This window comes from Vibrio ezurae NBRC 102218, assembly GCF_000467185.1.
Lineage (GTDB): Bacteria > Pseudomonadota > Gammaproteobacteria > Enterobacterales > Vibrionaceae > Vibrio > Vibrio ezurae.
Genome location: NZ_BATM01000050.1, coordinates 20,149 through 40,679 on the forward strand (window position 1 = coordinate 20,149; position 20,531 = coordinate 40,679).

Genomic DNA, 20,531 nt, shown 5'->3' on the forward strand with positions numbered 1-20,531 from the left:
CTATTACGATGAAAGTGTACGGATTAGGTTCGAGTAGTCTTCTTTAATATCGTGACTCTCTTCTCGAAGCTGTTCTATCTTACGGCACGCGTGTAACACTGTAGTATGGTCACGACCACCAAACGCATCCCCGATTTCAGGCAAGCTATGGTTGGTTAGCTCTTTCGCTAATGCCATCGCCAATTGACGTGGACGTGCCACTGAACGTGAGCGACGTTTAGACAATAGATCAGCCACTTTAATTTTGTAATATTCCGCCACCGTCTTTTGGATATTATCGATAGTCACTAGCTTTTCTTGCAGTGCTAACAAATCACGTAACGCTTCACGAACAAAATCAATGGTTATTGGGCGACCGGTGAAATTTGCATTGGCAATAACACGATTCAATGCCCCTTCTAGCTCACGAACATTAGAACGTAGACGTTTAGCAATAAAGAAAGCCACTTCATCGGCTAAATGAATTTGATGATCTTCCGCTTTCTTCATCAAAATAGCGACACGTGTTTCCAGCTCTGGCGGTTCAATCGCAACCGTAAGTCCCCAGCCAAAACGTGATTTTAGACGGTCTTCTACTCCGTTAATCTCTTTCGGATAACGATCAGAAGTCAGAATAATTTGCTGATTCCCTTCTAGTAATGCGTTGAAGGTATGAAAGAACTCTTCTTGAGAACGCTCTTTATTAGCAAAGAACTGAATATCATCGATTAATAGCGCATCTACACTGCGGTAGTAACGTTTAAATTCTTCAATGGCATTGTTTTGTAATGCCTTAACCATATCCTGAACAAAACGCTCAGAGTGCATATACACCACTTTTGCGTTTGGCTTGTTATCAACAATAGCGTTACCTACTGCGTGCAATAAGTGCGTTTTACCTAAACCCGTTCCACCATATAAAAACAATGGATTGTATGCCGCTCCAGGGTTATCAGACACTTGTCGAGCTGCCGCTAAACCAAGTTGGTTTGATTTACCTTCAACAAAGTTATTAAAACGATGCTTAACGTTAACGTTAGAACGGTAAGTAATGTCTGAAACATCACTATCGTTATCCCACGTTTTATGCACAGGTCTGCGTCTTGCAAGCTGCGCAGGGGCTGAAAATTCAGCAGCAACATCCGCCGCGGTTTTTTTCACCGGGGTTGGCGCAGAAACAGGTTTACTTCCCACCTCAAATCTTAGGCTAGGAATATCGTTATCACAGAATTCTTGCAGGTGACGATTGATGCTATTGATGTACTTATCACGCACCCAATCCAACACAAATCGGTTTGGGGCAAATAAGGTCAGCGTATTACCGCTTAACTCAGCTTGTAGTGGTCGTACCCACATGCTGAATTCGGTTGCAGGAAGCTCTTCTTGAAGTTGCTGCAAACATTGAGTCCAAAGCGAAGATGACACATCGACCCCACAATACGAGTAGATTAAAAATAAAGGACAGTAATTTTACCCCCAGATTATCAAGATCGCTAGCAAATGATCGAAGATCCAGTGTATAAGATCAAAGTTATTCACAATTAATCGTGACAATTACTGAAGATCCCATGGATTACCCACAGAATTATCCTAATTCGTGACGATCAACTCACACATAGACAAGGTTATCCCCAACTTTTTTCACATGCTATCGAATCAAAAAAAGACTAAAACGATGTGTTATTGTTAATAACTTTTTAGTATTAGATTAACTTTCACTTAACTGTATGATTCGCTGCATAAACACGGGGAGTTGTAGTATGAAAAACTGGTTTAAAGGGTTAATTTACTCAATCGCACTAATTGCGACTTTAGGACAAGCGGCTTATGCTGCAACAGAAATAAAAGTAGGTATGTCAGGGCGTTATTACCCGTTTACTTTTGTTGAAAAAGATAAGCTACAAGGCTTTGAAGTTGACATGTGGGACGAAATTGCACGTCGCAATGACTACGATGTGAAATACGTAACGTCTAATTTTTCTGGCTTGTTTGGTATGCTAGAAACTGGACGTATTGATACTATTTCAAACCAAATTACCCCAACAGATGCACGCAAAGCTAAATACCTTTTCTCTGACGCTTATGTAGTGAACGGTGTGCAAATTACGGTACGTAAAGGTAATGACAGCATAAAAACCATTGACGACCTATCTGGTAAGACGGTTGCTGTTAATCTAGGTTCAAACTTCGAACAAATTTTACGTGAGCACAACAAAGACAACTCTATCAATATCAAGACTTATGACACTGGTATTGAACATGATGTTGCTCTTGGTCGTGCCGATGCCTTTGTTATGGACCGCTTATCAGCATTATCACTTATCAAGAAAACAGGCTTGCCACTGCAATTAGCAGGTAAACCTTTTGAAACTATCGACAGTGCGATGCCATTCGCAAAAAATGAGAAAGGCACCAAATTACAAAAAGAAGTCAACGATGCACTAGCGGCAATGCGTAAAGACGGAACATTGGCGAAAATTTCAACCAAATGGTTTGATGCAGATATCACCAAATAATAGATTTAATTTAGCCTAATCAGGCTTTTAACCCACTATTTCTACGGAGATAGTGGGTTTTGCTTTTTACACTATGAGACGCAATAAGATAGGTTTTAAACATGGGTTTTGATTTTAACTACATGCTGGAGTTGCTGCCGATACTATTTAAGTATTTGCACATCACATTAGAAATGGCGGTATTAGGTGGTATCTTTGCTCTGATCCTCGCGCTAATACTGGCAAACATTCGAGTATTTAAGATCCCAGTATTGGATCAGCTTAGCCAGCTCTACATCAGTTTCTTTCGTGGTACACCACTGTTGGTTCAATTATTCCTGCTTTATTACGGGTTACCACAAATATTCCCTATTTTAGTCGGCATCGATGCGTTTACAGCCACCATAATAGGTTTAACTCTGCATTTTGCCGCTTATATGACGGAAAGTATTCGCGCCGCAATTATTGGTATTGATCGTAGCCAAATGGAAGCCAGCCGCTCAATAGGCATGACCACACGTCAGGCAATGCAACGCGTCGTTCTGCCTCAAGCTACCCGTGTCGCACTTCCTTCTTTGATGAACTATTTCATCGATATGATTAAATCAACGTCACTGGCTTTTACATTAGGTGTCGCTGAAATCATGGCTAAAGCACAAATGGAAGCCTCTTCAAGTTTCCGATTCTTTGAAGCTTTCTTGGCAGTAGCACTCATTTATTGGCTGGTAGTGGTGGTACTCACTCGCGTACAAATTTGGGCAGAAAATCGATTAAATAAGGCGTATCAAAGATGATTAAGCTAAAGAACATACACAAACGCTTCGGTGACAGTGAAATTCTAAAAGGCATTGATATCGACATTCAAAAAGGCGAGATCATTGTCATTATCGGCTCTAGCGGTACAGGTAAATCGACCCTCTTACGCTGTGTCAATTTCCTTGAATCTGCTGAACAAGGTGAAATTCAGATCGATAACACCTATGTTAACTGCGCAAAATACACTAAAGCCGAAGAACTCGCGCTGCGACGTAAAACCGGTTTTGTCTTCCAAAACTATGCGCTATTTACCCATATGACCGCGCGTCAGAACATCGCGGAAGGGCTTATCACCGTGCATGGCTGGAAGAAAGACAAAGCATTAGAACGCGCTCAAGAAATTTTGGATGACATTGGCTTAGGAGACAAAGGGGATAGCTATCCTGCGTCTCTCTCTGGTGGTCAACAACAACGTGTCGGTATCGGCCGCGCGATGGCACTGGAACCTGAACTGCTGTTGTTTGATGAGCCCACTTCAGCGCTTGATCCAGAATGGGTCGGTGAAGTACTAAGCTTGATGAAAAAATTGGCGACTCAGCACCAAACTATGCTGGTGGTGACTCACGAAATGCAATTTGCTCGTGAAGTCGCCGATAGAGTGATCTTTATGGCAGAAGGCCATATTGTTGAACAGGGAAAACCTGAGGATATCTTTGGTAATCCACAGGATCCTCGCTTGAAAAAGTTCCTAAATAAAGTAGGGATCTAATAAGATCCTTGTGATTTGATTTTTTACAAGTATAATCCGTCGACCGGAATTTCTAGTCAGCTAACTTTATTGACTGTCTATTTATAGATATAAGATAAAGATAACTTGTCTTGGGGTTAAACCAATCATTGACTATTTTGAATACAGTGATTACAATTCCGCCTCTTTGTTGAGAGACGTCGGTATCCCTCTTATATATAAGAGAGATGTACAGCCCACGTCGGGTTTAACAAGAACCTAAAAACTACTGATCAGTAAAGGTAATAACCATGTCTAAACGCACTTTTCAACCTTCAGTTCTAAAGCGTAAACGTACTCACGGTTTCCGTGCTCGTATGGCTACTAAGAACGGTCGTAAAGTAATTAATGCACGTCGTGCAAAAGGCCGTGCGCGCCTTTCAAAATAATTCGCGATTATTTTGACTACGTACGCGTTCAATCGGGAGTTACGTCTGTTAACTCCCGAGCATTATCAAACAGTCTTCGAAAAAGCTCATAGAGCTGGTTCCCCTCATTTTACTATTATCGCTCGAAACAATTCTCTTTCGCATCCAAGACTCGGACTTGCTGTACCTAAAAAGCAAATAAAAACTGCTGTAGGTCGTAATCGATTCAAGCGAATAGCAAGAGAAAGTTTCCGTCTTAATCAACACAAACTTGCTAACAAAGATTTCGTTGTTATTGCAAAGAAAAGTGCCCAAGAATTAAGCAATGATGATATGTTTAAACTCTTCGATAAGTTATGGCAAAGACTTTCTCGCCCCTCACGTGGATAGCGATAGGTCTTGTTAACCTATATCGATTTGGTATTAGTCCGTTTATCGGGCCACGCTGTCGTTTCACCCCAACCTGCTCTGAGTACGCAATCTTGGCATTAAAAAGCCACGGATTTGTAAAAGGGTGTTGGTTATCGGGCAAACGTCTATTAAAATGCCACCCTTTAAATGATGGCGGATACGATCCTGTACCACCTAAAAACACAACAAACAGAGATAAATAACGATGGGTTCTCAACGTAATATTCTGTTTATCGCATTAGCTATGGTTTCATTTTTGCTATTTAAACAATGGCAAACACATACAACCCCAGTAGCTCCTGCGACTAACCAGGCACAATCTAGTACTGATAGTACATTGCCAGCTCCTTCATTCACGGATGAAATGGCAGATCCTGCTCCAGAAGCACACCATACGGCAAGCATTGTATCCGTTAAAACAGACGTACTAAATCTATCTATCGATTCTGTCGGTGGTGATGTAGTGTCCGCTAAGCTCAATGACTATGCTAAAGATTTCGGTTCAAAAGAACGTTTTGTTCTTTTGCACAAAGAAGGCAATAAACAATATATCGCACAGAGTGGTCTAATTGGTCCTCAAGGTATCGATTTAAGCAGCCAATCTCGCCCTCACTATAAAGTGAATTCAGACAGCTTTACGCTTGCTGATGGCCAAGATGAACTGCGCATTCCAATGACATTCTCAGCAAACGGCATTAACTACACCAAAACCTTCATCCTAAAACGTGGTAGCTATGCTATCGACGTTGTTTACGATGTAGAGAACAATTCTGGTGCGAATGCAACTGTAGGTATGTACGCTCACCTTCGTCAAAACCTACAAGACGCTGGTGGCAGCTTAACAATGCCGACTTACCGTGGCGGTGCATACTCAACAGAGTCTACTCGTTATAAGAAATACAGCTTCAAGAATATGGAAGAACGCAACCTTCAACAAAACCTGAGTGAAGGTCAAGGTTGGGTTGCTATGCTTGAGCACTACTTTGCTTCAGCTTGGGTTCCTCGTGATGCACAAGGTGCCACTCTTTACACTCGTGTAGTGGGTAACCTAGGTGATATCGGTGTACGCCTTCCAAACAAGACTATCGCTAACGGTCAAACGGGCGAAATGAAGTCAACACTTTGGGTTGGTCCGAAACTGCAAAATGAAATGGCTGCTGTTGCACCACACCTTGAGCTAGTAGTTGACTACGGTTGGTTGTGGTTCATCGCGAAACCACTGCACTGGTTACTATCTATGATTCAAGGCGTAGTAGTTAACTGGGGTCTAGCTATCATGGTTCTGACGTTCATCGTTCGTGGCGCAATGTACCCACTAACAAAAGCTCAGTACACCTCTATGGCTAAAATGCGCATGCTACAGCCTAAGCTAGCCGCTATGCGCGAACGTATTGGTGATGATCGCCAACGCATGAGCCAAGAAATGATGGCACTGTACAAGAAAGAGAAAGTAAACCCATTGGGTGGCTGTCTACCTCTTGTTCTGCAAATGCCTATCTTCATCTCTCTATACTGGGCACTAATGGAGTCGGTTGAACTACGCCACTCTCCATTCTTTGGTTGGATTACTGACCTTTCAGCTCAAGACCCGTACTACATCCTGCCTCTATTGATGGGCGCAAGTATGTTTATGATTCAGAGAATGAGCCCAACAACAGTAACGGATCCACTACAGCAGAAGATCATGACCTTTATGCCGGTTATGTTTACCTTCTTCTTCCTATGGTTCCCATCTGGTCTAGTTCTATACTGGTTGGTATCTAACGTTGTGACGCTAATTCAGCAAACGTTGATCTACAAAGGTCTAGAGAAAAAAGGCTTACACTCTAAATAGAGCTTAAGCTAGCCAATATGAATAAGAGAAGGCGACCTTGGGGTCGCCTTTTTATTTTTTACTTGTTGTAGTTTAAGTATACAATTTACCTAATTATCCCAATTGAGACGAACATGACTAACGATACAATTGTGGCTCAAGCTACTGCGCCCGGACGTGGCGGAGTCGGTATTATTCGAGTTTCAGGCCCACAGGCCAAGCAAGTCGCTAAACTAGTTGTAGGGCGTGAACTTCAGCCAAGAAGAGCGGAATACCTCCCCTTCGTCGACGATGAAGGTCGTCAACTAGATCAAGGCATCGCACTGTATTTCCCTAACCCAAACTCTTTTACCGGTGAAGATGTTTTAGAACTGCAAGGCCATGGCGGTCCAGTAGTCATGGATATGCTGATAAAACGAATCTTAACCATCGCTAACATTCGCCCTGCTCGACCTGGTGAATTTTCAGAGCGTGCTTTCCTCAACGATAAGATGGATCTAACGCAAGCAGAAGCCATTGCCGATCTGATTGATGCCAGCTCAGAAGAAGCAGCTAAATCCGCGCTACAGTCACTACAGGGGCAGTTTTCAAAACGAATAACCACCTTAGTTGAATCTTTAATTCACTTGCGTATTTATGTCGAAGCGGCTATCGATTTCCCAGAAGAAGAAATTGATTTTCTAGCCGATGGTAAAGTCAGCACCGATTTACAAAGCATCATTGATAATCTTGAAGCAGTACGTGCAGAAGCCAACCAAGGCGCGATTATGCGTGAAGGGATGAAAGTGGTGATTGCCGGTCGTCCCAATGCAGGTAAATCAAGCCTACTCAACGCCTTGTCAGGCAAAGAGTCGGCGATAGTGACAGACATAGCCGGTACGACGCGTGACGTGCTACGAGAGCATATCCACATCGATGGTATGCCTTTGCATATCATCGATACCGCAGGCCTACGTGAAGCCTCTGATGAAGTCGAAAAAATTGGTATCGAACGTGCTTGGGACGAAATTCAACAAGCCGATCGTGTATTATTCATGGTGGATGGCACGACAACGGACGCAACTAACCCACTAGATATCTGGCCTGATTTTGTGGATCGACTACCCGATAATATGGGCATGACAGTGATCCGCAACAAAGTAGATCAAACCCAAGAAAGCTTAGGGATCTGCCATGTTAACGATCCAACGCTAATTCGCCTAAGCGCGAAAACCGGTGAAGGGGTTGATGCGCTACGTACCCATCTTAAAGAGTGCATGGGCTTCTCGGGCAATACCGAAGGAGGCTTTATGGCGCGCCGTAGACACTTAGATTCACTGGACAAGGCCGCAGAACATCTAATGATAGGCCAGCAACAGCTAGAAGGCTTTATGGCCGGTGAGATCTTGGCAGAAGAGCTAAGAATCACTCAGCAACATCTTAACGAGATTACGGGCGAATTCAGCTCAGATGATCTTCTCGGTAGAATTTTCTCATCATTCTGTATAGGTAAATAATCATGTCGACCATTCATTTAATCACAGGTAGCACCCTAGGTGGCGCAGAATACGTAGCAGACCACCTTAACGATTTACTGCAAGAATTAGGCAAGGATACCGAGATTCACAACCAACCTAGCCTTGATGAGATTGACCCACACGGCACTTGGTTAATTGTCACATCAACTCATGGTGCTGGTGATTACCCAGAGAATATTCAGCCGTTCATTGCGCAGCTTCAAGACACGCCACCAAACACCCAAGCACTAAACTACAGTGTGATTGCCATTGGTGATTCAAGCTACGACACCTTTTGTGGTGCTGGCCTACATTGCCATGAATTACTAGAAGATATCGGTGCTACCGCGCTAACAGAGTGCCTGACAATCGATGTCTTACGTCACCCAGTACCAGAAGAAGCACTTGAAGACTGGTTTGAAGATCATAAACACCTGTTCTAAACAGCGTTTCCCTGCAAATATCTAAGCGATCATTAAGCCGTTGTAGCCCGAAAAGGCACAACGGCTTTTCTTTTTGTCTTATTTTTGTTCATAAAAACAGCAGTTAGAAAATTATTTTCTGTGGATAACTACATAGGTATTCAGTGTTTAACCTATAGTTATCCCAATAACAACTTGCAGTGATCCACTACCCTGTGAATAAGTAGCTATTTTGATCCCAGCTAATACAGAGTTAGATCTACTCAAGATCACAGAAAGTGATCCTCTAAAAGGTGTTGATCTTATTGATCAAATTCTACTTATCCACACTAGATCGCTTGCTTAATAATAGATCTAATAAAAGATCTATATAAAGATCTTATATATATTTAAGAGACTGCAAATTGTGTAAAACATTAAAAGCAATTTTCTAATGATCAGAAAGAAGGTAGAATACGCCTCCTTTTTGTTCACTCATTTCACGATAGCAATATTCGAGGTCAACTCATGTTTTATCACGAAAAATTTGATGTCATCATCGTTGGTGGTGGTCATGCTGGTACTGAAGCAGCCTTATCTGCAGCAAGAACAGGCCAAAAGACACTGTTGTTGACTCACAATATTGACACTTTAGGTCAGATGTCTTGCAATCCGGCCATTGGTGGTATTGGTAAAGGTCACCTTGTGAAAGAGGTGGATGCAATGGGTGGTTTAATGGCACGTGCCATTGATCATGCAGGTATTCAATTTAGAACTTTAAATGCTTCCAAAGGTCCAGCTGTTCGCGCGACGAGAGCGCAAGCGGATCGTGCGTTGTACAAAGCGTTTGTTCGTACAGAATTAGAAAACACTCCTAACTTAACTTTGTTTCAACAGTCGGTCGATGATCTGATCGTTGAGAATGATCAGGTCAGGGGTGTTATCACACAAATGGGGCTTAAATTCGAAGCCAAAGCAGTTGTGCTGACCGTTGGTACCTTCCTGGGTGGAAAGATCCATATCGGAATGGAAAGCGCGTCAGGCGGCCGTACAGGTGATCCTTCATCGATCGCTTTAGCTCAAAGATTACGTGATCTTCCATTTAGAGTGGATCGACTAAAAACAGGTACGCCACCAAGAATTGATGCTCGTAGTGTTGATTTTAGCCAACTTGAAGTACAGCACGGTGACAACCCTACACCTGTATTTTCATTCATTGGCAATCGTAGCCAGCAGCCACCTCAGGTGCCTTGTTACATCACTCATACCAACGAATCCACTCATGAAGTTATTCGTAACAATCTAGACCGAAGCCCAATGTACGCAGGCGTTATCGAAGGCATTGGCCCTAGATATTGTCCGTCAATTGAAGATAAAGTGATGCGTTTTGCTGATAAAAACAGCCACCAAATCTTTATCGAGCCAGAGGGGTTAAGTACTCACGAACTGTATCCAAATGGCATTTCAACTAGCCTTCCGTTTGACGTTCAAGTGCAAATTGTTCGTTCAATGAAAGGGTTTGAAAATGCACATATCGTGCGCCCAGGTTATGCCATTGAGTATGATTTCTTTGATCCTCGAGATTTAAAACACACTTACGAGACCAAGTTCATTAAAGGGCTTTTCCTCGCCGGTCAGATCAACGGTACTACCGGTTACGAAGAAGCGGCAGCACAAGGCTTGATGGCAGGTTTGAACGCCAGTTTGTTCTCGCAAGAAAAAGAAGGTTGGTCACCTCGTCGTGATCAAGCTTACATGGGCGTATTGATTGATGATTTATCAACCATGGGCACTAAAGAACCGTATCGTATGTTTACTTCGCGCGCAGAATATCGATTACTGCTACGCGAAGACAATGCCGATATTCGTTTGACTGAAAAAGCACACGAGCTGGGCTTAATTTCTGAACAACGTTGGGCACGCTTTAACCAAAAAATGGAAGGTATGGCCACGGAACGTCAACGACTAGCAGGTATATGGGTTAATCCAAAATCTGAAGGTGTGGCTGAGCTTAACAAACTGCTAAAAACACCGTTAACCAGAGAAGCAAGCGGTGAGGATCTTCTGCGTAGACCTGAATTGAATTATCAACAGTTGACTGAGCTAGATACGTTTGCTCCTGCTCTTGAGGATCAACAAGCCTCTGAGCAAGTGGAAATTCAAGTTAAGTACGAAGGTTATATTCAGCGTCAGCAAGACGAAATTGCCAAATCGATGCGTCATGAAAATACCCAAATCCCTTATGAATTTGACTACTCGCAAGTGTCTGGACTTTCAAATGAAGTGGTTGCAAAGCTTACTGATATAAAACCAGAGACCATTGGCATCGCTTCTCGTATCTCAGGAATCACTCCAGCAGCCATATCCATTTTGCTAGTTTGTCTTAAAAAACAAGGTCTTTTGAAGAAAGGCGAGGAAATTGCAAAATGAGTTTACATCAACAGTTAGAATTACTTGTTGCAAAAACAGAATTGACAGTTTCACCAAAACAGATTGATCAGTTGGTCGGCTATGTGGAACTATTGAACAAGTGGAACAAAGCCTACAACCTAACGTCAGTCCGCAATCCTAGTGATATGTTAATTAAGCATATTATGGACAGTATTGTGGTATCGCCTCATTTAGAGGGACAACGATTTATTGATGTTGGTACAGGCCCAGGTTTACCTGGCGTTCCTTTGGCAATAATGAACCCCGATTGTGAGTTCTTCCTTCTTGATAGTCTTGGTAAGCGCATTCGTTTCATCAAACAAGTGTTGCATGAACTTAAAGTAGAGAACGTTACTCCTGTTCTGAGTCGCGTTGAAGAATTTCAACCTGAACAGAAGTTTGATGCCGTATTAAGTCGTGCATTTGCTTCAATGACAGACATGGTGAATTGGTGTCGTCATTTGCCAAAAGATGATTCTGGTGTGTTTATGGCTTTGAAAGGCCAAGTCGCACAAGAAGAGGTAGCGCAACTTCCTGATTGGTGTAGCGTGATCAGCGTCAAACCTTTGATAGTACCTGAGCTCGATGGTGAGCGACATCTTGTAATCTTACAAGACCAAGACTAGGGAAGAGTTTGAGCGTGGGAAAAATTATATCAATTGCCAATCAGAAAGGTGGTGTAGGCAAAACCACAACCTGCGTCAACTTAGCCGCTTCGATGGCAGCGACTAAGCGCAGTATATTAGTGATCGATCTCGATCCTCAAGGCAATGCCACTATGGCGAGTGGTGTGGATAAGTACCAAGTAGAAACAACAGCTTATGATCTACTTGTGGAAGAAGTCCCGTTTGCAGAGGTCGTGACTCATTCACAAACAGGCGGATACGACCTGATTGCGGCCAACGGTGATGTAACGGCAGCTGAAATAAAATTGATGGAAGTGTTTGCTCGAGAAGTTAGGCTAAAAAATGCCCTCGCAAACGTACGTGATCAATATGACTTTATTTTTATTGATTGCCCACCGTCACTTAACTTGCTGACAATCAACGCCATGGCAGCGTCCGATTCCGTATTAGTGCCAATGCAGTGTGAGTATTTTGCACTCGAAGGCTTGACCGCTTTGATGGATACCATCAGCAAGCTAGCGGCTGTAGTGAATGAAAATTTAAAAATAGAAGGCTTGTTGCGAACAATGTTTGACCCAAGAAACCGTCTTTCTAATGAGGTTTCGGATCAATTGAAGCAACACTTTGGCACTAAAGTTTATCGTACGGTGATTCCTAGAAATGTACGCTTAGCTGAAGCTCCAAGTCATGGCAAACCAGCAATGTATTATGATAAACATTCAGCTGGAGCTAAAGCTTATCTTGCCCTTGCAGGGGAGATATTGCGCCGTGAAGAAGTTACAGTATAAAAAATTTCTAAGGAACAAGATAAATGTCAAAGCGCGGTCTAGGTAAAGGATTAGATGCACTGTTATCGACAAGTGCGATAGCAAGAGAGAAAAAAACGCCAGCTCACGAGTCAGATGTTGTCACAACATCGTCGGCAAGTGGAGACATGCAAGATATTGCTGTAGAGAATTTACAGCCAGGTGTTTATCAACCTCGAACTGAGATGAATGAAGATGCCTTAGATGAGCTTAGCGCATCGATTCGTTCTCAAGGCATCATCCAGCCGATTGTTGTTCGTCAAGTCGACAACAACAAATATGAAATTATCGCTGGCGAAAGACGCTGGCGTGCGGCTAAACAAGCGGGACTTACTCAAGTTCCTTGTGTTGTTAAGCGCGTCCAAGATAAAGCAGCCATTGCAATGGCTTTAATTGAAAATATTCAACGCGAAAACTTGAATGCCGTTGAAGAGGCGCATGCCTTAGAAAGCTTAAGAACTAAGTTCGAGCTTTCGCACCAACAGATAGCTGAAGTTATAGGTAAGTCACGAACTGCGGTCAGTAACCTGCTGCGTTTGAATCAGTTAGAAGTTGAAGTAAAAAAATTGGTTTCTGATGGATTACTGGATATGGGACACGCCAGGGCTCTTCTAGCAATTGATGGGAAGCAACAAGTTGAATTAGCGCAAAGTGCTGTTAAAAAACAACTTACTGTTAGACAAACGGAACAACTGGTAAAAAAAATCCTTCAGCCGCCAGCCAAAGAAGATAAAAAAGTTATCGATCAAGAGGCGGTCTCTTTGTCAGAAAAATTGTCAAAAACACTGGGAAATGAAGTTTCTTTGATTAGAAACAAAAGTGGTACAGCAAAATTGACGATTAGTGTTGACGAGCCTCACAAATTAGAACTGTTAATCGCGAAGCTTGAACGCATCGTGTGATAATCGGTTCAGTTCAAATAGATCCATATTGTCTCTATTTTTCGTGAATTTTTACGGCTAATACATGACATTGGATACAAAATTCGGAATTTTCGCTTGATTTTTATTGAGCGAAAGTTGTTTTTCGAGGAAATGAATACATGGTAACTGCGTTAGCTAGGCCTGGGCGAGAGCTTGCAAAGCGTTTGCTTATGATCGAGTTTAGCGCGGTTATGTTAGTGGCAATTGGGGTAAGCATAACTGTAAATCCTAGTTGGGGGCTATCGGCACTTATTGGTGGGGGCATTTTTGTCGTCGCAAATGCAGTGTTTTCATTGTTTGCGTTTTTGTATGCAGGCGCTAGAGCGGTCAAATTTGTCGCTTTTTCGTTTTATACAGGTGAAGCGCTTAAGATACTCCTAACTATCGTTTTGTTTACTCTTGCCTACGTGTATATGGAGTTGGAACTAGTTCCTCTCAAGCTAACCTATTTGCTGGTCTTACTGATTAATATGTTTGCGCCAGTGTTTTTTATTAACAAAAGAAAATAGGAAAAGTTATGGCTACGCCTGGTGAAGCGTTGACATCTTCCAGTTACATTGAGCACCACTTACAACACTTATCTTTAGCTAAGTTAGGCGTTGTAGCTGAGGGCAGTTTCTGGAATGTGCATATCGATAGCCTGTTCTTTTCTGTGTTAACTGGTGTGTTATTCCTTTGGGTTTTTCGCTCAGTAGCTAAGAAAGCAACAACTGGTGTACCAAGCCGATTGCAATGTGCTGTAGAAATGGTAGTGGAATTCGTTGGTGAGAACGTAAAAGACACTTTCCATGGACGCAACCCGTTGATTGCACCGTTGGCATTAACAATATTCGTGTGGATTATTTTAATGAACTTGATGGACCTTGTGCCTATCGACTTCTTACCTTATCCAGCCGAGCTCGTGGGTATCCCTTATCTTAAGGTGGTTCCGACAGCTGACGTGAGTATTACGATGTCTATGGCACTCGGTGTTTTTGCTCTGATGATTTACTACAGCATCAAAGTAAAAGGCATCGGTGGCTTTGCTAAAGAATTAGCACTGCATCCTTTTAACCATCCACTCATGATCCCGTTCAACTTATTGTTGGAAACGGTATCACTACTGGCAAAGCCTATCTCTTTAGGTATGCGTTTGTTCGGTAACATGTTTGCTGGTGAGGTTGTGTTTATTCTTTGTGCTGCAATGCTCCCTTGGTACTTACAATGGGTAGGTTCTCTACCTTGGGCTATCTTCCATATTTTGGTTATTTTGATTCAAGCCTTTGTATTTATGATGCTAACGATCGTATATCTATCGATGGCTCATGAAGATAGTGATCACTAATTTTATAAACGTAAACTCTAAAATTTTTATTGGAGAATTTTCAAATGGAAACTGTTCTAAGTTTTTCTGCTGTTGCTGTAGCGATCATCGTTGGTCTGTGTTCAGTAGGTACTGCTATTGGCTTCGCTATCCTAGGTGGTAAATTCCTAGAAGGCGCTGCACGCCAACCAGAAATGGCCCCAATGCTGCAAGTTAAGATGTTTATCATCGCGGGTCTTCTAGATGCGATCCCAATGATCGGTATCGTAATCGCACTGCTATTCACATTTGCAAACCCATTTGTTGGTCAACTAGCAGGTTAATCAGTAGATCGTAGATCATTCATCTGAAACTTTGTTGATTAATTAAAAGGGGTAGCTGTTGTGGAAATGAACGCAACTCTGCTAGGTCAAGCAATCTCGTTTGCAATGTTTGTATGGTTCTGCATGAAGTATGTATGGCCACCAATCATTGAAGCGATCGAAGAACGTCAGAAGAAAATTGCTGACGGTCTATCTGCCGCTGAACGCGCAGAAAAGAACTTGAACCTGGCACAAGCCAACGCTTCTGAACAATTGAAAGAAGCGAAGCGCACAGCAACTGAGATCATCGATTCAGCGAACAAACGTAAAGCTCAAATTATTGATGAAGCACGCGAAGATGCACAGGCGGAACGCCAAAAAATCTTAGCGCAAGCTGAAGCAGAAGTTGAAGCTGACCGTAGCCGCGCTCGCGATGAACTGCGCAAACAAGTTGCTACTCTGGCTATTGCTGGTGCCGAGAAAATCTTGGAGCGCTCAATCGATAAAGACGCGCAAAAAGATATTCTTGAAAACATTACTGCAAAACTTTAATACAAGGGGCGCTTATGTCGGATTTGGTAACAATCGCACGCCCCTATGCTAAAGCAGCATTCGATTTTGCGGTGGAAAAAGACGCGTTAGACCAATGGGGTCAAATGTTGGCTTTTGCCACTGAAGTGACAAAGCACAAACAAATTTCTGATGTATTGGATGGCTCATTAACAGCCAACAAATTATCAGAACTACTGATTGTGGTTTGTGGCGAACAACTTGATGAACATGGTCAAAACCTACTTAAGGTAATGGCAGGGAATGGTCGATTAAAGGCTCTACCTGATGTTCTTGCTGAGTTTTTAGCTCTTAGAAGAGAGCACGATAAGTTTATAGATGTAGATGTTATTTCTGCTTCTGAGCTATCGGAGCAACAGCAAGACGACATGATAAGCAAGTTAGAGCAACGCTTTGACCGCAAAGTGAAGCTGAATTGCAGTATAGATGAGACCCTACTTGGTGGGGTTATTATTCGAGCCGGAGACCTAGTCATTGATAACTCAGCGCGAGGTCGTTTGAACCGCCTGAGCGATGCATTGCAGTCTTAATGGGGATTGGAGCATGCAACTTAATTCCACGGAAATTAGCGATCTAATTAAACAACGTATCGAGTCTTTCGAAGTTGTTAATGAAGCTCGCAACGAAGGTACTATCGTTTCGGTAAGCGATGGCATCATTCGTATCCACGGCCTTGCAGACGTTATGCAAGGTGAAATGATTGAATTACCGGGTGGCAAATACGCACTCGCACTTAACCTTGAGCGTGACTCGGTTGGTGCGGTAGTTATGGGCCCGTATGCCGACCTACAGGAAGGCATGAAAGTCACAGGTACTGGTCGTATCCTTGAGGTTCCAGTAGGCCCTGAATTACTAGGTCGTGTTGTAAACACACTTGGTGAGCCTATTGATGGTAAAGGACCGATCAACGCAGCACTAACTTCTCCTGTAGAAGTTATCGCACCTGGCGTTATCGACCGTAAGTCGGTAGACCAACCTGTACAAACTGGTTATAAGTCAGTTGACGCCATGATCCCTATCGGTCGTGGTCAGCGTGAACTTATCATCGGTGACCGTCAGACTGGTAAAACAGCGATGGCAATTGATGCCATCATTAACCAGAAAGATTCTGGTATTTTCTCAATTTATGTAGCAATCGGTCAGAAAGCTTCAACCATCGCTAACGTGGTTCGTAAGCTTGAAGAGCACGGTGCACTAGCCAACACAGTGGTTGTTGTTGCTTCTGCATCTGAGTCTGCTGCACTGCAATACCTAGCGCCTTACGCGGGTTGTGCAATGGGTGAATACTTCCGCGATCGCGGCGAAGACGCATTGATCATCTATGATGATCTGTCTAAGCAAGCGGTAGCGTACCGTCAAATCTCTCTACTACTGAAACGTCCACCGGGTCGTGAAGCATTCCCTGGTGACGTATTCTACCTTCACTCTCGTCTACTAGAGCGTGCAGCTCGTGTAAACGAAGAGTATGTAGAGCGTTTCACCAAGGGTGAAGTAAAAGGTAAGACAGGTTCTTTGACCGCTCTTCCTATTATCGAAACCCAAGCAGGTGACGTATCAGCATTCGTACCTACAAACGTAATCTCGATTACTGATGGCCAGATCTTCCTTCAAACTGAACTATTCAACGCCGGCGTACGTCCAGCGGTTGACCCAGGTATCTCGGTATCTCGTGTAGGTGGTTCAGCGCAGACTAAGATCATCAAGAAATTGTCTGGTGGTATTCGTACAGCACTAGCTCAATACCGCGAACTAGCAGCATTTGCTCAGTTCTCTTCAGACCTTGATGACACGACTAAGAAGCAACTTGATCACGGTGCAAAAGTGACAGAACTGATGAAACAGAAGCAATACGCTCCTATGTCAGTGTTCTCACAAGCCCTTGTTATCTTTGCTGCTGAGCGTGGTTTCCTAGATGATATTGAACTTAATAAGATTCTAGATTTTGAAGCCGCTCTACTGTCGTATGCTCATGGTCAGTTCGCTGATCTAGCGGAAGAGATCAACCAAACGGGTGCTTACAACGACGACATTGAAGCGCAGCTTCAAAAAATCGTCACTGATTTTAAAGCAACCCAAACCTGGTAATTGGTTGGTGACTTGAAAGAGTCACCTACTAACGGAGAGTAACGATGGCCGGCGCAAAAGAAATACGTAATAAAATCGGTAGTGTTAAAAGCACACAGAAGATTACGAAAGCAATGGAAATGGTGGCCGCTTCAAAAATGCGTCGATCGCAAGATTCGATGGAAGCGTCCCGTCCATATGCAGAAACAATGCGTAAGGTGATCGGTCATTTGGCTAGCGGTAGCCTAGAGTACAAACATCCGTACCTAGAGGAACGCGAAGCCAAGCGTGTTGGTTACATCATAGTTTCTACTGACCGTGGTTTGTGTGGTGGCTTGAACATTAACTTGTTCAAAAAAGCTGTTCTAGACATGCAAACTTGGCAGGAAAGTGGTGCTGAAATTGACTTAGCCGTTATCGGCTCAAAGGCAACAGCATTCTTTAACAACAGCGGCGCGAAAGTAGCAGCTCAAACTTCTGGTCTGGGCGATAACCCAAGTCTGGAAGATTTGATCGGTTCAGTACGCGTTATGTTGAAGAAATATGATGAAGGTGAGTTGGATCGCCTCTTCATAGTGTTCAATAAGTTTGTAAACACTATGGTTCAAGAACCAACGATCGATCAATTACTGCCTTTACCTAAATCAGACAGCGAAGAAATGCAGCGTGACCATCAGTGGGACTACATTTACGAGCCAGAGCCGAAACCTTTGCTAGATGCATTGCTGATTCGTTATATCGAATCTAGTGTGTATCAAGGCGTGGTTGAGAACCTAGCTTGTGAGCAGGCCGCTCGAATGGTGGCAATGAAAGCTGCAACGGATAACGCAAACAACCTGATCGAAGATTTACAGCTTGTGTATAACAAAGCTCGTCAGGCTGCGATTACCCAAGAGCTATCAGAAATTTGTTCTGGTGCCGCTGCGGTTTAGTTTTAGGACAACGAATTAGTTTAGAGGATTAACAATGGCTACAGGTAAGATCGTAGAGATCATCGGTGCGGTAGTCGACGTAGAGTTCCCACAAGGCGAAGTACCACGTGTATACGACGCACTTAACGTAGTTGACGCTCCAGAACGTTTAGTTCTTGAAGTTCAACAACAGTTAGGCGGTGGCGTAGTTCGTACTATCGTAATGGGTAGCTCAGACGGTTTACGTCGTGGACTAGATGTTATAAATACTGGTGCTCCAATTACAGTTCCAGTAGGTACTAAAACTCTTGGTCGTATCATGAACGTTCTTGGTGACGCGATTGATGAGTGTGGAGATATCGGTGCTGAAGAGCATTACGAAATTCACCGACCAGCGCCTAGTTATGAAGACCAGTCAAACGCGACTGAACTTCTAGAAACTGGTGTTAAAGTTATCGACTTGGTTTGCCCATTCGCTAAGGGTGGTAAAATCGGTCTATTTGGTGGTGCAGGTGTAGGTAAGACCGTTAACATGATGGAACTTATCAACAACATCGCACTACAGCACTCTGGCCTATCCGTATTTGCGGGTGTAGGTGAGCGTACTCGTGAAGGTAACGATTTCTACTTTGAAATGCAGGAAGCGGGTGTTGTAAACATCGAAAAACCTGAAGAATCAAAAGTAGCAATGGTTTACGGTCAGATGAACGAGCCACCGGGTAACCGTCTGCGCGTTGCACTGACGGGTCTTACTATGGCGGAGCGTTTCCGTGATGAAGGCCGTGACGTACTGTTCTTCGTAGATAACATCTATCGTTATACCCTTGCGGGTACAGAGGTATCGGCACTTCTAGGTCGTATGCCATCTGCGGTAGGTTACCAGCCAACTCTTGCAGAAGAGATGGGTGTACTACAGGAGCGTATCACGTCTACGAAGACGGGTTCTATCACATCTGTACAGGCGGTATACGTACCTGCGGATGACTTGACGGATCCATCTCCAGCAACCACGTTTGCTCACTTGGATGCAACGGTTGTACTTAGCCGTAACATCGCTGCTATGGGTCTATACCCTGCGATTGACCCATTGGATTCTACATCTCGTATGCTTGATCCATTGGTTGTTGGTCAAGAGCACTACGATGTGGCTTCAGGCGTTCAAACTACGCTACAGCGCTATAAAGAGCTAAAAGATATCATCGCAATCCTAGGTATGGATGAGCTTTCTGAAGAAGATAAGCAAGTGGTATCTCGTGCGCGTAAGATTGAGAAGTTCCTTACTCAGCCTTACCACGTAGCGGAAGTATTTACGGGCGACCCAGGCGTTTACGTACCTCTTAAAGAGACTCTACGTGGATTTAAAGGCCTACTAGCTGGTGATTACGACGACATTCCAGAGCAAGCATTCATGTACTGCGGTAGCATTGATCAAGCTCTAGAGAACGCTAAGAAGCTATAAGTCTGATTAGGAGGCAATATGGCAGCAATAACCTTTCACCTTGACGTAGTTAGCGCAGAGAAAAAACTGTTTTCTGGGCGCGTAGAAACGTTCCAGGTGACCGGTAGCGAAGGTGAGCTTGGTATTTTCCACGGCCACACTCCGCTGTTGACCGCTATTACTCCTGGTATGGTTCGCATCGTGAAGCAGCACGGCCACGAAGAGTTCATTTATGTCTCTGGTGGTATTGTTGAAGTTCAGCCTGGTACAGCAACTGTACTGGCTGATACAGCAATTCGTGGTGAAGATATCGATGCTTCTAAAGCAGAAGAAGCCAAACGCAAAGCTGAAGAGAGCATTCTTAATCAGCACGGCGACATGGACTTTGCTCAGGCAGCCAGTGAATTGGCTAAAGCGATTGCTCAAGTTAGAGTTGCAGAACTGACTAGAAAGCGTCGCTAATTTATTAGCCATAGCGTATCGAAAAAAGGTGGCCCTAGGGTCACCTTTTTGTTTTGTGCCAAATCTAGGATGTTTAGGTTAATATATAGCTAGGCGACTTATATCGCTAAGTGACTTCAGGATGCGACGATAGAATGCGTGTCATCCTGAGGTCACTTAGTTATGTAAACATATGATACCAATCGTACTA

23 protein-coding genes are annotated in these 20,531 nt (G+C 43.5%); 22 read left to right on the forward strand and 1 reads right to left on the reverse strand.

The window, feature by feature from the left end:
* Nucleotides 1-3: 3 nt before the first annotated feature.
* Nucleotides 4-1,404 (reverse strand): chromosomal replication initiator protein DnaA, encoded by a 1,401-nt coding sequence (gene dnaA, locus VEZ01S_RS14400; RefSeq protein ID WP_040891091.1) that lies wholly within the window; start codon nt 1,402-1,404, stop codon nt 4-6.
* Between the two features lie 335 nt (nt 1,405-1,739).
* Between dnaA and VEZ01S_RS14405 the strand changes: the two genes are divergently transcribed.
* From VEZ01S_RS14405 to VEZ01S_RS14505, 22 genes are all read left to right on the forward strand, one after another.
* Complete coding sequence (locus VEZ01S_RS14405; RefSeq protein WP_021714791.1) at nt 1,740-2,495, forward strand: amino acid ABC transporter substrate-binding protein; 756 nt, start codon at nt 1,740-1,742, stop codon at nt 2,493-2,495.
* Between the two features lie 101 nt (nt 2,496-2,596).
* On the forward strand, nt 2,597-3,268 hold the full coding sequence (locus tag VEZ01S_RS14410) for an amino acid ABC transporter permease (RefSeq protein ID WP_021714792.1): 672 nt from the start codon (nt 2,597-2,599) through the stop codon (nt 3,266-3,268).
* Nucleotides 3,265-3,999 (forward strand): amino acid ABC transporter ATP-binding protein, encoded by a 735-nt coding sequence (locus tag VEZ01S_RS14415; RefSeq protein WP_021714793.1) that lies wholly within the window; start codon nt 3,265-3,267, stop codon nt 3,997-3,999. The genes VEZ01S_RS14410 and VEZ01S_RS14415 overlap by 4 nt, the downstream gene beginning before the upstream one ends.
* A gap of 269 nt (nt 4,000-4,268) precedes the next feature.
* The gene (gene rpmH / locus VEZ01S_RS14420; protein ID WP_004400210.1) at nt 4,269-4,406 is read left to right on the forward strand and encodes a 50S ribosomal protein L34; all 138 of its coding nucleotides are present in this window, start codon (nt 4,269-4,271) and stop codon (nt 4,404-4,406) included.
* Between the two features lie 45 nt (nt 4,407-4,451).
* The gene (rnpA, locus tag VEZ01S_RS14425; protein ID WP_235868514.1) at nt 4,452-4,775 is read left to right on the forward strand and encodes a ribonuclease P protein component; all 324 of its coding nucleotides are present in this window, start codon (nt 4,452-4,454) and stop codon (nt 4,773-4,775) included.
* Entirely contained in the window at nt 4,742-4,999 is a 258-nt protein-coding gene (gene yidD, locus VEZ01S_RS16680) for a membrane protein insertion efficiency factor YidD (protein ID WP_084621729.1), read from the forward strand. Before rnpA ends, yidD begins: the two co-directional genes overlap by 34 nt.
* 2 nt (nt 5,000-5,001) lie before the next feature.
* Nucleotides 5,002-6,630, forward strand: a complete 1,629-nt coding sequence (gene yidC, locus VEZ01S_RS14430) for a membrane protein insertase YidC (protein ID WP_021714795.1) — start codon at nt 5,002-5,004, stop codon at nt 6,628-6,630.
* A gap of 113 nt (nt 6,631-6,743) precedes the next feature.
* Nucleotides 6,744-8,105, forward strand: a complete 1,362-nt coding sequence (gene mnmE / locus VEZ01S_RS14435) for a tRNA uridine-5-carboxymethylaminomethyl(34) synthesis GTPase MnmE (RefSeq protein ID WP_021714796.1) — start codon at nt 6,744-6,746, stop codon at nt 8,103-8,105.
* A 2-nt stretch (nt 8,106-8,107) separates the two neighbouring features.
* Nucleotides 8,108-8,548, forward strand: coding sequence for an FMN-binding protein MioC (mioC, locus tag VEZ01S_RS14440; RefSeq protein ID WP_021714797.1), 441 nt, complete (start codon nt 8,108-8,110; stop codon nt 8,546-8,548).
* A gap of 486 nt (nt 8,549-9,034) precedes the next feature.
* On the forward strand, nt 9,035-10,936 hold the full coding sequence (gene mnmG / locus VEZ01S_RS14445) for a tRNA uridine-5-carboxymethylaminomethyl(34) synthesis enzyme MnmG (protein WP_021714798.1): 1,902 nt from the start codon (nt 9,035-9,037) through the stop codon (nt 10,934-10,936).
* Nucleotides 10,933-11,562 carry a 16S rRNA (guanine(527)-N(7))-methyltransferase RsmG gene (gene rsmG, locus VEZ01S_RS14450; RefSeq protein ID WP_021714799.1) on the forward strand — a complete coding sequence of 210 codons (630 nt, stop codon included), beginning with the start codon at nt 10,933-10,935 and terminating at the stop codon, nt 11,560-11,562. Before mnmG ends, rsmG begins: the two co-directional genes overlap by 4 nt.
* 14 nt (nt 11,563-11,576) lie before the next feature.
* Nucleotides 11,577-12,350 carry a ParA family protein gene (locus VEZ01S_RS14455; protein ID WP_021714800.1) on the forward strand — a complete coding sequence of 258 codons (774 nt, stop codon included), beginning with the start codon at nt 11,577-11,579 and terminating at the stop codon, nt 12,348-12,350.
* Nucleotides 12,351-12,373: 23 nt separating this feature from the next.
* Nucleotides 12,374-13,270 (forward strand): ParB/RepB/Spo0J family partition protein, encoded by an 897-nt coding sequence (locus VEZ01S_RS14460; RefSeq protein ID WP_021714801.1) that lies wholly within the window; start codon nt 12,374-12,376, stop codon nt 13,268-13,270.
* Nucleotides 13,271-13,410: 140 nt separating this feature from the next.
* The gene (locus tag VEZ01S_RS14465) at nt 13,411-13,800 is read left to right on the forward strand and encodes a F0F1 ATP synthase subunit I (RefSeq protein WP_021714802.1); all 390 of its coding nucleotides are present in this window, start codon (nt 13,411-13,413) and stop codon (nt 13,798-13,800) included.
* An 8-nt stretch (nt 13,801-13,808) separates the two neighbouring features.
* The gene (gene atpB, locus VEZ01S_RS14470) at nt 13,809-14,615 is read left to right on the forward strand and encodes a F0F1 ATP synthase subunit A (RefSeq protein WP_021714803.1); all 807 of its coding nucleotides are present in this window, start codon (nt 13,809-13,811) and stop codon (nt 14,613-14,615) included.
* A 44-nt stretch (nt 14,616-14,659) separates the two neighbouring features.
* Nucleotides 14,660-14,917 (forward strand): F0F1 ATP synthase subunit C, encoded by a 258-nt coding sequence (gene atpE / locus VEZ01S_RS14475; protein WP_017029793.1) that lies wholly within the window; start codon nt 14,660-14,662, stop codon nt 14,915-14,917.
* 60 nt (nt 14,918-14,977) lie between these two features.
* On the forward strand, nt 14,978-15,448 hold the full coding sequence (gene atpF, locus VEZ01S_RS14480) for a F0F1 ATP synthase subunit B (RefSeq protein ID WP_021714804.1): 471 nt from the start codon (nt 14,978-14,980) through the stop codon (nt 15,446-15,448).
* A 14-nt stretch (nt 15,449-15,462) separates the two neighbouring features.
* Nucleotides 15,463-15,996, forward strand: coding sequence for a F0F1 ATP synthase subunit delta (gene atpH, locus VEZ01S_RS14485; RefSeq protein WP_021714805.1), 534 nt, complete (start codon nt 15,463-15,465; stop codon nt 15,994-15,996).
* Between the two features lie 13 nt (nt 15,997-16,009).
* Nucleotides 16,010-17,551 (forward strand): F0F1 ATP synthase subunit alpha, encoded by a 1,542-nt coding sequence (gene atpA / locus VEZ01S_RS14490; protein ID WP_021714806.1) that lies wholly within the window; start codon nt 16,010-16,012, stop codon nt 17,549-17,551.
* 44 nt (nt 17,552-17,595) lie between these two features.
* On the forward strand, nt 17,596-18,462 hold the full coding sequence (gene atpG / locus VEZ01S_RS14495; RefSeq protein ID WP_021714807.1) for a F0F1 ATP synthase subunit gamma: 867 nt from the start codon (nt 17,596-17,598) through the stop codon (nt 18,460-18,462).
* Nucleotides 18,463-18,496: 34 nt separating this feature from the next.
* Nucleotides 18,497-19,900, forward strand: coding sequence for a F0F1 ATP synthase subunit beta (atpD, locus tag VEZ01S_RS14500; protein WP_021714808.1), 1,404 nt, complete (start codon nt 18,497-18,499; stop codon nt 19,898-19,900).
* A gap of 18 nt (nt 19,901-19,918) precedes the next feature.
* The gene (locus VEZ01S_RS14505; RefSeq protein ID WP_021714809.1) at nt 19,919-20,341 is read left to right on the forward strand and encodes a F0F1 ATP synthase subunit epsilon; all 423 of its coding nucleotides are present in this window, start codon (nt 19,919-19,921) and stop codon (nt 20,339-20,341) included.
* Nucleotides 20,342-20,531 lie beyond the last annotated feature (190 nt).

What these genes read in the sequence shown, in the direction of transcription:
- atpE (WP_017029793.1), top strand. Translation starts at nt 14,660, where the DNA reads ATGGAAACTGTTCTAAGTTTTTCTGCTGTTGCTGTAGCGATCATCGTT.
- yidD (WP_084621729.1), top strand. Translation starts at nt 4,742, where the DNA reads ATGGCAAAGACTTTCTCGCCCCTCACGTGGATAGCGATAGGTCTTGTT.
- mioC (WP_021714797.1), top strand. Translation starts at nt 8,108, where the DNA reads ATGTCGACCATTCATTTAATCACAGGTAGCACCCTAGGTGGCGCAGAA.
- VEZ01S_RS14505 (WP_021714809.1), top strand. Translation starts at nt 19,919, where the DNA reads ATGGCAGCAATAACCTTTCACCTTGACGTAGTTAGCGCAGAGAAAAAA.
- VEZ01S_RS14460 (WP_021714801.1), top strand. Translation starts at nt 12,374, where the DNA reads ATGTCAAAGCGCGGTCTAGGTAAAGGATTAGATGCACTGTTATCGACA.
- atpB (WP_021714803.1), top strand. Translation starts at nt 13,809, where the DNA reads ATGGCTACGCCTGGTGAAGCGTTGACATCTTCCAGTTACATTGAGCAC.
- yidC (WP_021714795.1), top strand. Translation starts at nt 5,002, where the DNA reads ATGGGTTCTCAACGTAATATTCTGTTTATCGCATTAGCTATGGTTTCA.
- VEZ01S_RS14405 (WP_021714791.1), top strand. Translation starts at nt 1,740, where the DNA reads ATGAAAAACTGGTTTAAAGGGTTAATTTACTCAATCGCACTAATTGCG.
- rpmH (WP_004400210.1), top strand. Translation starts at nt 4,269, where the DNA reads ATGTCTAAACGCACTTTTCAACCTTCAGTTCTAAAGCGTAAACGTACT.
- atpA (WP_021714806.1), top strand. Translation starts at nt 16,010, where the DNA reads ATGCAACTTAATTCCACGGAAATTAGCGATCTAATTAAACAACGTATC.
- VEZ01S_RS14465 (WP_021714802.1), top strand. Translation starts at nt 13,411, where the DNA reads ATGGTAACTGCGTTAGCTAGGCCTGGGCGAGAGCTTGCAAAGCGTTTG.
- VEZ01S_RS14410 (WP_021714792.1), top strand. Translation starts at nt 2,597, where the DNA reads ATGGGTTTTGATTTTAACTACATGCTGGAGTTGCTGCCGATACTATTT.
- atpD (WP_021714808.1), top strand. Translation starts at nt 18,497, where the DNA reads ATGGCTACAGGTAAGATCGTAGAGATCATCGGTGCGGTAGTCGACGTA.
- VEZ01S_RS14415 (WP_021714793.1), top strand. Translation starts at nt 3,265, where the DNA reads ATGATTAAGCTAAAGAACATACACAAACGCTTCGGTGACAGTGAAATT.
- rsmG (WP_021714799.1), top strand. Translation starts at nt 10,933, where the DNA reads ATGAGTTTACATCAACAGTTAGAATTACTTGTTGCAAAAACAGAATTG.
- mnmG (WP_021714798.1), top strand. Translation starts at nt 9,035, where the DNA reads ATGTTTTATCACGAAAAATTTGATGTCATCATCGTTGGTGGTGGTCAT.
- atpG (WP_021714807.1), top strand. Translation starts at nt 17,596, where the DNA reads ATGGCCGGCGCAAAAGAAATACGTAATAAAATCGGTAGTGTTAAAAGC.
- atpH (WP_021714805.1), top strand. Translation starts at nt 15,463, where the DNA reads ATGTCGGATTTGGTAACAATCGCACGCCCCTATGCTAAAGCAGCATTC.
- mnmE (WP_021714796.1), top strand. Translation starts at nt 6,744, where the DNA reads ATGACTAACGATACAATTGTGGCTCAAGCTACTGCGCCCGGACGTGGC.